The sequence below is a fragment of the Roseibium sp. RKSG952 genome, assembly GCF_009711355.1.
Genome location: NZ_SMMF01000383.1, coordinates 1 through 783, shown reverse-complemented (window position 1 = coordinate 783; position 783 = coordinate 1). Strand labels below are relative to the sequence as shown.

The 783-nt window shown below is 50.1% G+C and carries 1 protein-coding gene; it reads right to left on the bottom strand.

Features of this window, described 5'->3' with window-relative positions:
• Positions 1–648, bottom strand: a 648-nt coding sequence (locus tag E1297_RS01150) for an ABC transporter permease (protein WP_155132840.1), incomplete at its 3' end; no start/stop codon positions are given.
• Positions 649–783 lie beyond the last annotated feature (135 nt).

Sequence of the window (783 nt, the reverse complement as noted above, 5' to 3'; positions counted from 1 at the left end):
GTAGAAGCTCCAGCGAAAGCCCGAGATCAGATAGACGACGGGGTTGAACAGCGCAACGGTTTGCCAAAACTCCGGTAACATCTTGATTGAATAAAACGTCCCCCCCAGAAATGCCAGGGGGGTCACCAGCAGAAGCGGCACAAACTGCAACTGCTCGAAATTTTTCGACAAGATCCCGATGATGAAACCGAACATCGCAAAGGCGATTGCCGTCAGCACCAGAAAGATCACCATCCAGACCGGATGCTCGATCTTGTAATCGACAAAAAACCAAGCGGTTACGAGGATAATGATAGAGACTATAATGGATTTGGTTGCCGCCGCACCGACATATCCGATGACGATTTCAAAAAACGAGACAGGCGCCGACATGATCTCATAGATGGTTCCGGTAAACCGCGGGAAGAAAATCCCGAAGGCCGCCAATCCCAAGCTCTGGGTCAGAAGCGACAGCATCGTCAGTCCAGGGACGATAAAAGCCGCATAGCTCAGTCCGTCCACATCGGAAATACGGCTGCCAATCGCCGCCCCGAAAACAACAAAATAGAGCGCGGTCGAAAGAACCGGCGCAATGATATTTTGCATGACCGTACGCTTGCTTCTTGCCATTTCGAATTTGTAGATTGCTAAGACCGCCAGGTAGTTCATGCGCCGTGATTCCAATTCAAATTTCGTGATCCATGAAATGCAATAATGTATGCAGGCAGGGATACTGGCTGGCGTCCCCGGAAAATCGTTTCACATCCAACTGCAAGAAAAATCCGCACCATTTGCGAAGCCGAA